Annotated in this window: 5 protein-coding genes; 1 reads left to right on the top strand and 4 read right to left on the bottom strand. The window is 36.3% G+C overall.

The features are described from left to right. From ACH2CJ_RS19210 to ACH2CJ_RS19195, 4 genes are all read right to left on the bottom strand, one after another. Nucleotides 1–1,719 (bottom strand): FN3 associated domain-containing protein (locus tag ACH2CJ_RS19210; protein WP_394995450.1); only part of this gene is annotated, 1,719 nt, incomplete at its 3' end. Between the two features lie 62 nt (nucleotides 1,720–1,781). Continuing rightward, the gene (locus ACH2CJ_RS19205; protein ID WP_394995448.1) at nucleotides 1,782–3,233 is read right to left on the bottom strand and encodes a DUF1501 domain-containing protein; all 1,452 of its coding nucleotides are present in this window, start codon (nucleotides 3,231–3,233) and stop codon (nucleotides 1,782–1,784) included. 212 nt (nucleotides 3,234–3,445) lie between these two features. Further along, entirely contained in the window at nucleotides 3,446–3,892 is a 447-nt protein-coding gene (gene tnpA, locus ACH2CJ_RS19200; protein ID WP_394995447.1) for an IS200/IS605 family transposase, read from the bottom strand. A gap of 240 nt (nucleotides 3,893–4,132) precedes the next feature. Then, on the bottom strand, nucleotides 4,133–6,460 hold the full coding sequence (locus ACH2CJ_RS19195; RefSeq protein WP_394995445.1) for a PSD1 and planctomycete cytochrome C domain-containing protein: 2,328 nt from the start codon (nucleotides 6,458–6,460) through the stop codon (nucleotides 4,133–4,135). A 329-nt stretch (nucleotides 6,461–6,789) separates the two neighbouring features. Between ACH2CJ_RS19195 and ACH2CJ_RS19190 the strand changes: the two genes are divergently transcribed. After that, nucleotides 6,790–8,025, top strand: a complete 1,236-nt coding sequence (locus tag ACH2CJ_RS19190; protein WP_394995443.1) for an ROK family transcriptional regulator — start codon at nucleotides 6,790–6,792, stop codon at nucleotides 8,023–8,025. Nucleotides 8,026–8,056 lie beyond the last annotated feature (31 nt).

The raw sequence follows: 8,056 nt of genomic DNA, 5'->3' as shown, positions 1-8,056 counted from the left end.
AGGGTCAGGTAAATTGGTCAGATAAACACTATCTGGACTAAAGTTTGACTTGAAAAAGCTATACTCCACCTTCTTGCTCACATACCAATTTTCTTTGGTCGCAACTGCCTTTATTTTGGTGAAATCATTAACCATGATTGGCTTTTCGTAAATATTTGTTGTGGTAGAGTCAGGTTCTGTACCATCTAAAGTATAACGAATCTTGACATTTTTAAGCGTGTGTTTCAAAGTAATTGGGGTATTTCCTTTGATAATAAACTCTTCATTGACCAATATAGGCGGATTTAATTTCAAAATCTCATTCGGATTATCAATTCCACCCCTATCAAATTTTATTTTCGAATATTTTTTTGAAAATTCGACAACCATTGCATCATCTATTACTGTATTCCACACAAAAACTTCTTTCAACGATGGTAAATCAAGTAATTTTTGAAGATTTTCTTTAGAAATTTTTGTACCTGCCAAGGCTATTGACTCCAATTTCTTGCATTTTTTGAGTTGTTCTAAAGTATTCCCTGTAATATCGGTTTGATTCAAATTTAATCTTTCGAGATTCGAAAAATTAGCAATCAAAGCGATATCTTCATCTTTGACTGGCATTTTTGCAAGATTCAAAATCACCAATTGTTCACGTACTTTCGAGAGATTTTCTAAGTTTTTTCGGTCGTATTTCTTGCTCACAAAAAAATCAGCTTGCAAAGCGGGCGAACCAGTTGCAAATTGAAAAATCGAACAAAAAGGCGTGTTTACTTCCTTCAAACTCGACTCCGAAGACATAGAAAAAGTATAAACTTTTGCTTTTTTCTGCGTCGTTTTCATATTGGCAAATTTCAATGCTAATTTTTTTGTTTCCGAACTTGCTAAATAGGTTTTGAATGTCTTTTTTACGTCTGCTCCCTCATTTATCCAAGCAGTCAATAAAGCAATTTCATCAGTTGTTAATTGTGGTTTTCCTTTAGGTGGCATGTGTTCTTTTTCATCCAAAGGTAAATTTGCCCTTTGTATTAAGTGGCTATTCAAAGCATCTCCAACTTTCCAAATTGCCCCGTGTTTTCCTCCTTTTAGTATTTTTTCAATGCTAAACATATTTAGCTCGCCTTTCACTTTTTGGTCATTGTGGCAAGCCACGCATTTTGCTTCTAAAATTGGAAAGATAGCAGCTTCATACATGGAATTATTTTCTGAGAAAACTGGAAGTTCTTTTTTGGTTTGAAAAGCTTCAAAAAGGTAATTTTCACCGTGCGTAATTCCAGCTCCAAAATGTCCAGCAATTGCTATGAATACCAATAATACCCAAGTGGCATAGTTTTTTGAAGTGAATTTAATTTGCTCTGAAAAAACCAAAGCAGCATAACTCAAAAAACTCACTCCCGCACCAGTCCATTTATGGATTTGCAGTGAGTCTGCATCATAACCACCTTCTTTTGATAAGAAAAAGCCCATTATTGCCACTATTGATGCCGAAAGTGCCGTGAGTGTCAATAATAATTTGACAATAATTTCGTAAGTTTTAGTTTCTAATTCATTTTTTAATAACAGAAATACGGCTAAAATTACTGCAAAGCCAATCGGTAAATGCAATAATAAAGGGTGCATTCTCCCCAAAGGACTCATCCAAAAAGGCAGGCTTACTTGTGCTTCAAACAGCAAGAAAAAAAATAAAAGTAAGTTAAAACAAAGTAAAAGATAATAGGATATTTTGTAGAAACGAGGCATCTATTTAATGGTAAATGATGAATGATTTATTAGGAATGAAATGGAGAGCATACATCCATAATTTATGCCATTAGCCCAGAAATTACTTTTCCTGCAACATCGGTCAAACGATATCGACGACCCAAATGTTTGAAGGTCAGTTGTTCATGATTCAGCCCCATTAAGTGCATAACTGTTGCGTGAAAATCATGAATATGCACAGGGTCTTTTATGATATTATAACCAAATTCGTCAGTTTCGCCATAGACAGTGCCAGGCTTTACACCTCCGCCAGCCATCCAAATACTATAAGCACGTGGGTGATGGTCTCGACCGTAATTATCTTTCGTGAATGTACCTTGGCAATAATTTGTTCGACCAAATTCTCCACCCCAAATCACCAAAGTTTCGTCCAAAAGTCCACGTTGTTTCAAATCAGTAATTAAGGCTGCCGAGGCTCTATCTACGTCTTGGGCTTGAAGTGGCATTTCGCTTGGCAGATTACCGTGTTGATCCCAACCTTGGTGGTATAATTGAACGAATCTTACGCCCGATTCAGACAATTTTCGAGCCAAAAGAGCATTGGCGGCATAAGTGCCAGGCACTAAACACTCTGGCCCGTACATCTTAATTATATGGTCAGGTTCTTTCGATAAATCGGTGAGTTCTGGCACTGCCGTTTGCATTCTATATGCCATTTCGTACTGTTGTACTTTTGCTTGCACTTCTGGGTCGCCATTTTCTTCAAAACCTAAATGATTGAGTTCTGCCAATTTGTCCAACATTCTTCTACGGGCGATTTTGTCAGTTCCTTCGGGGTCGTTCAAATATAAAATTGGGTCTTCGCCACTGCTAAAAACTACTCCTTGATGCGTAGAATCCAAAAAGCCATTTGTCCACAATTTTGAATAAACCCCTTGTCCATTGCCACGTCCACGAGAAAGTAACACACAAAACGCAGGAAGATTTTTGTTTTCACTACCCAAACCATAGCTTGCCCACGCTCCCATACTTGGGCGATTGCCCACTTGAGCTCCTGTTTGCAAGAAAGTCAAAGCAGGGTCATGGTTAATTGCATCGGTATTCATGGTTTTGATGATGCAAAGGTCATCAACGATTTTTGCCATATTCGGAAACAAATCACTCACCCAAGCCCCCGATTGTCCATATTGATGAAAATCAAAAATAGAACCCATCAATGGAAATTTGGTCTGACTCGATGTCATTCCTGTTAATCTTTGACCATTTCGGATAGAAGCGGGCAAATCTTGACCCATCATTTTAGTAAGCGTTGGCTTATAATCGAAAGTTTCGAGTTGCGATGGAGCTCCATTCTGAAATAAATAGATAACCCGCTTGGCTTTTGGAGCAAAATGTGGCAAACCCAAAGGCAATTGGTCGAGACTTTCTTCGCCCCTAAATAAACTCGGCATGAGCAATGAGCCCAAACCCAAAGTGCCGATTCCAGCAGCAGCTTTTCCTAAAAAGTGACGGCGGGTAATGTTTAGTTTATGGTTGAAAAATTCGTTTTGCATATAAATCAATGAGTGATTTAGTGAATAAAAAATACTTTTACGTTTGGCTGAATTTTAATTCAGTCGTTGTGTTTTGCGTTCTTAGAACGCAACCACTAAAAATCCTATTCTCAGATGCCGTTTTAAAAACGGCTGACACACAGACTGATTTTAAAATCAGCCTAACAACATTCTTTTGCGAACATTCAGGCAAGCTGGGTTAAACTTAAAAATCATTCCAAATACTTCTCATCAAATACAATTCCATGTTCGTTCAATAATTCTATCAATTCTTCTTTGAAAGTTATATTTTTATGATGTTCTTCTTGATTTTTTACATATTCTATCAAATTATCCTTTGCTTCAATAGAATAGGTAAAAGCTGAGTATCCATCTTGCCAGCCACTGAAATCCATAAATATTTTTTTCTCTTTGATAAAACTTATGCTTCCTAATTTTATATCCTTCACCAAATTTGCTAATGATACCGAAGGATGAAGACTTGTGATAATATGAATATGGTCTTCAATACCATTGATTCTGTAAAGATGACATTTATTATTTTTCAAAATCCCCCAAATAGTTTTGAATAATTCAGGGCGTTCATCTCTTGAAAGTGTCTTTTTGCGATATTTTGTGCTAAAAACTATTTGGTAAAGTGTTTGTGTGAATGTACCCATTTCTCTAATGTTTGACCCTTTTAGGGTCAGTTTTTATTCTTTTATTTTTTCCACGATTTTCAATCGTGGCTATTCAAGTTGAAGCCCTTCGGGCTTTTTTTTTTAACTATTCAAAAATTCTCTCAAAAAGCCTAAAAGGCTTTAACATTAATAACCGTAGGTGAAACCTACGGAATAAAAGATTTGTACGAACTCCTAACCCCGAATGGGTTAAACTTTAAAAACATAAAATCTAAAACGTCACCCTCTAATAATCGCCTCTTCCATATTAAAAATCATTTGGATAGTTTGCATCAAAGCAGCGGTTGCGTTTTTATCTTTTATTTCTTTTTGCTTAAATTCGCCAATTTTGAGCATCATTTCAGCTTTTTTGGTATTTTTCTTGAAAAATTCACTTTCTGAATTAAAATATTGAGTCAATATTTCCAATTCTTTGGCTTTGGGCTTTCGGCAAATAATGCGTCGGAAAGCCTTTTCGAGTTTATTTTCCAAAGGAATATTCTCCAACATCAAATTTTCTGCCAAAACCCTTGAACTTTCCATTGTTTGTGGGTCGTTCATCATCACCAAAGCCTGCAAAGGTGTGTTGGTTCGGCTTCGCTGTACCTCACATTGGTCACGGTTGCTGGCATCAAAAATCAGCATCGACGGTGGCGGAACAGTTCGTTTGATGAACACGTACATTCCTCTACGGTAAAGGTCTGATTCGTGGTCTTGCACATATTTTGATAGCGTTCCTCTTCCCGAAGTTGCCACTTCCCAAAGTCCTTTTGGTTGGTAAGGTTTCACACTTGGGCCACCAATTTCTTCATTTAGCACTCCGCTACTTGCCAAAATATGGTCACGTACATTTTCGGCAGGAAAACGAAGACGTGTAGCACGAGCCAAGAATACATTATCGGGGTCTGTTTTTAAATGTTTTTCAGTAATATTTGAAGATTGTCGATAAGTAGCCGACATCACAATTTGCTTAACCAAACGCTTTACGTTCCAGCCATTTTCTTTGAAATCAACCGCCAACCAGTCAAGCAATTCGGGATGAGAAGGCAATTCGCCTTGCATTCCAAAATCGCCTAAAGTTTTAATAATTCCTCGACCAAAAAACTGTCCCCAAATACGATTTACGTAAACCCTCGAAGTCAGCGGATTTTTATCACTCAACATCCATTTCGTTAAACCCAAGCGATTTTTGTCATATTTAGTCGTGTCAAAAGGCAAAATAGCTTTCGGAATTCCGACACTGACAACTTCGCCGTGCGAATCATAGTTTCCACGATTTAGGATGTATGTTGGACGAACTTTTGAGGTGTCTTTCATCACCATCACCATCACTTTTGCTGTATCTTTTTTATTGATAAACTTTAATAAAGAATTTACATCTTCGGTCGTTATTTTCATATTTGGTGGATCAGCAAACGAGGCATCAATTGTTCCGAAAAGTCCCTTTTCTGGCACTTGGTTGAAAAAAGCAAAAGTTCGATAATAATCTTTTTGAGAAATCGGGTCGTATTTATGGTCGTGGCAATGGGCACATTCAAAAGTCAGTGCCAAGAAGGATTTTCCGAATGTATTGGTACGGTCGGTTACGTATTCGATGCGGTATTCTTCATCAATTACACCCCCTTCCTGCGTGATTTTATGGTTTCTATTAAAACCCGTTGCCAATAACATTTCTTTGGAGGGATTTGGTAATAAATCGCCTGCCAGTTGCCAAGTCAAAAATTTCCCGTACGAATAATTGGAATTGAAAGCATGAATCACCCAATCTCGCCAAGGCCACATTGTGCGAAGTCCATCATCTTGATAACCGTGAGAATCGGCATAACGAGCTACATCAAGCCAAGAAGTTGCCATTTTTTCGCCATAATGCTTGTTTTTCAGGAGTTCATCCACAACTTTCTCGTAGGCATTGGGTGAATTATCCTTCAAAAAACGTTCTTGCATTTCGATACTTGGCGGCAAGCCGATTAGGTCAAAACTTACTCTTTTCAGCAAACGTTCTTTGTCGGCTTCTTCGTTGGGTTTTAGCCCTTTTTCGTCCATTTTAACGTAAACGAAATTATCTATTTCATTTTTAACCCAATCTTGGTCAGCTTCGGGAAGTTTTGCTTTTTTGGGTGGAATAAATGCCCAATGAGTTTTGTATTTTGCCCCTTGTTTTATCCATTTACCTATAAGTTCGATTTCATGTGATGTCAATTTTAGATTTGACTCAGGCGGTGGCATTTGTAATGTAGTATCTTTTGAAATAATGCGTTTATAAACCTCCGAACCTTCCAGGCTTCCTGCTACAATTGCATGAGCTTTTGGGTGTTCTTTCAAGGCAGCATAAGCACCTTCGGGAGTATCCAAACGCAGATTTGCTTCTCGTTTATTTACATCTGGGCCATGACATTTGAAACATCTGTCCGACAAAATTGGTCTTATATGAAAGTTATAATCAACTTCATCAGGAATTGCTCCTGTTTCGGCAGAAGAACTGGTACAATTCCAAGAAATTGCTACCAAACTCACACCAGCGAGCATCAGAAAAATATAAGATTTAGCTTTGATAGCTATATTTTTCATTAGTTTTAAATAGAGGTTATATTGAGTCGAATATTGTTGCTTTTTTTAATAAAATTTACTAAAAAGCCCTTTATTAAAAAATTTTATTAAAGATAATTATAGTTTGATGAAATATAACGATATTTATACAAAAATAAAAAATCAAGAAATCTTGACAATTGAAAATATTTTGGCGACGATGCGATAGCTATATTTATTGAAAAATATTACTCAATTTGTCTTCTTAGTAATAAGTAAACGGTTATAATTCTCCTTTTTCCCGTTTTTACTTTTATTATTTTCTGATATTTTCTATTAAGCACATACTAACCTAATTAAAAATAAAACGAATGATTGAAACTCTTGTTGATTCTGAAATTGAGCTAAGCATTAAAGAATCTGTTATTGACATCAAAAAAAGTAAGCAAAAGAAAGGTATTCTTAGTGAATTATACTTTAATAACATGAATACCATTGCCGAATTAGCACAAACATTGCATATAAGTATTCCTTCTATCACTGCTTTGATTGAAGAACTTGTTGAAGAACGCTGGATTGTAGAAACTGGTTTTGCTATCTCGAAACAAGGACGAAGACCTGCGATTTATGAAATAAACCCTTCCGAAAAATTTGTATTAGTACTTGACATCAATACCCATGACACCAAAGTTTCGGTGCTAAATCTAAAAAATGAAATTATTTTCACCCAAACATTCGACCTTCAACTAAAAAACAATCCTTCTTTTTTAGATACCTTGTTTAGCTTAGTTGATAAAATAATGGAGCAAAAATTAGCAAATGGCAAGCAAATTATCGCTTTAGGCGTTTCTATTCCAGGGCTTGTTAATAAAAATACGGGTATCAATTTTACTTATAATAGCCTCAATAGTAAAGATAAATCTTTAGGTAAACTAATTGAAGAACACTTCAGTTTGCCTGTCAGCGTAGTAAATGATTCAAAAGCTACTGCCTTTGGCGAATATCGCTTCGGCTTAGCAAAAGGTAAATCGCACGTATTATCAATAAATGTTGATTGGGGAGTTGGTTTAGGAATTGTTATTAATGGTGAAATATTTGACGGAGCATCAGGCTTTGCTGGCGAACTTGGACATATTCAAGTAAATCCAGAAGGAATATTGTGCTATTGTGGCAAAGTTGGTTGTTTGGATACCATCACTTCGGCATCGTCATTACTGAAAAACATCAAAGAAGGCTTGCGAAATGGGCAAATATCAAAATTAGGTGAATACAAAGATAATTTGGAAGATATTAACCTCGAAATGGTGATTGATGCAGCTCAACAAGGTGATGCTTTTTCTATTGACATCATTCATACTATTGGTCTTGAATTGGGCAAAGGTTTGTCTATTGCAGTGCATTTATTCAATCCACAGATAATTATCATTGACGGCGTACTTTCTAAAGCACAAAAATTAATTGTCAATCCAATCGAACATGCCATCAATAAATATTGCTTGTCTGACTTCAAAGAAGATTTAAGCATTGAGATATCACAACTCGGCGACAACGCCAAAATTTATGGCGTTCATGCTTATGTAGTAGAAAATCTTTTAAAAGCTGCATAAAATTAGGCAGCTTTAGTTTTCAGTCCACAAA

The organism is Emticicia sp., assembly GCF_043780375.1.
In the GTDB taxonomy this organism is placed as follows: domain Bacteria; phylum Bacteroidota; class Bacteroidia; order Cytophagales; family Spirosomataceae; genus Emticicia.
Note: the sequence above shows the minus strand (reverse complement) of the source record. Positions and strands in the feature narration are given on the sequence as shown.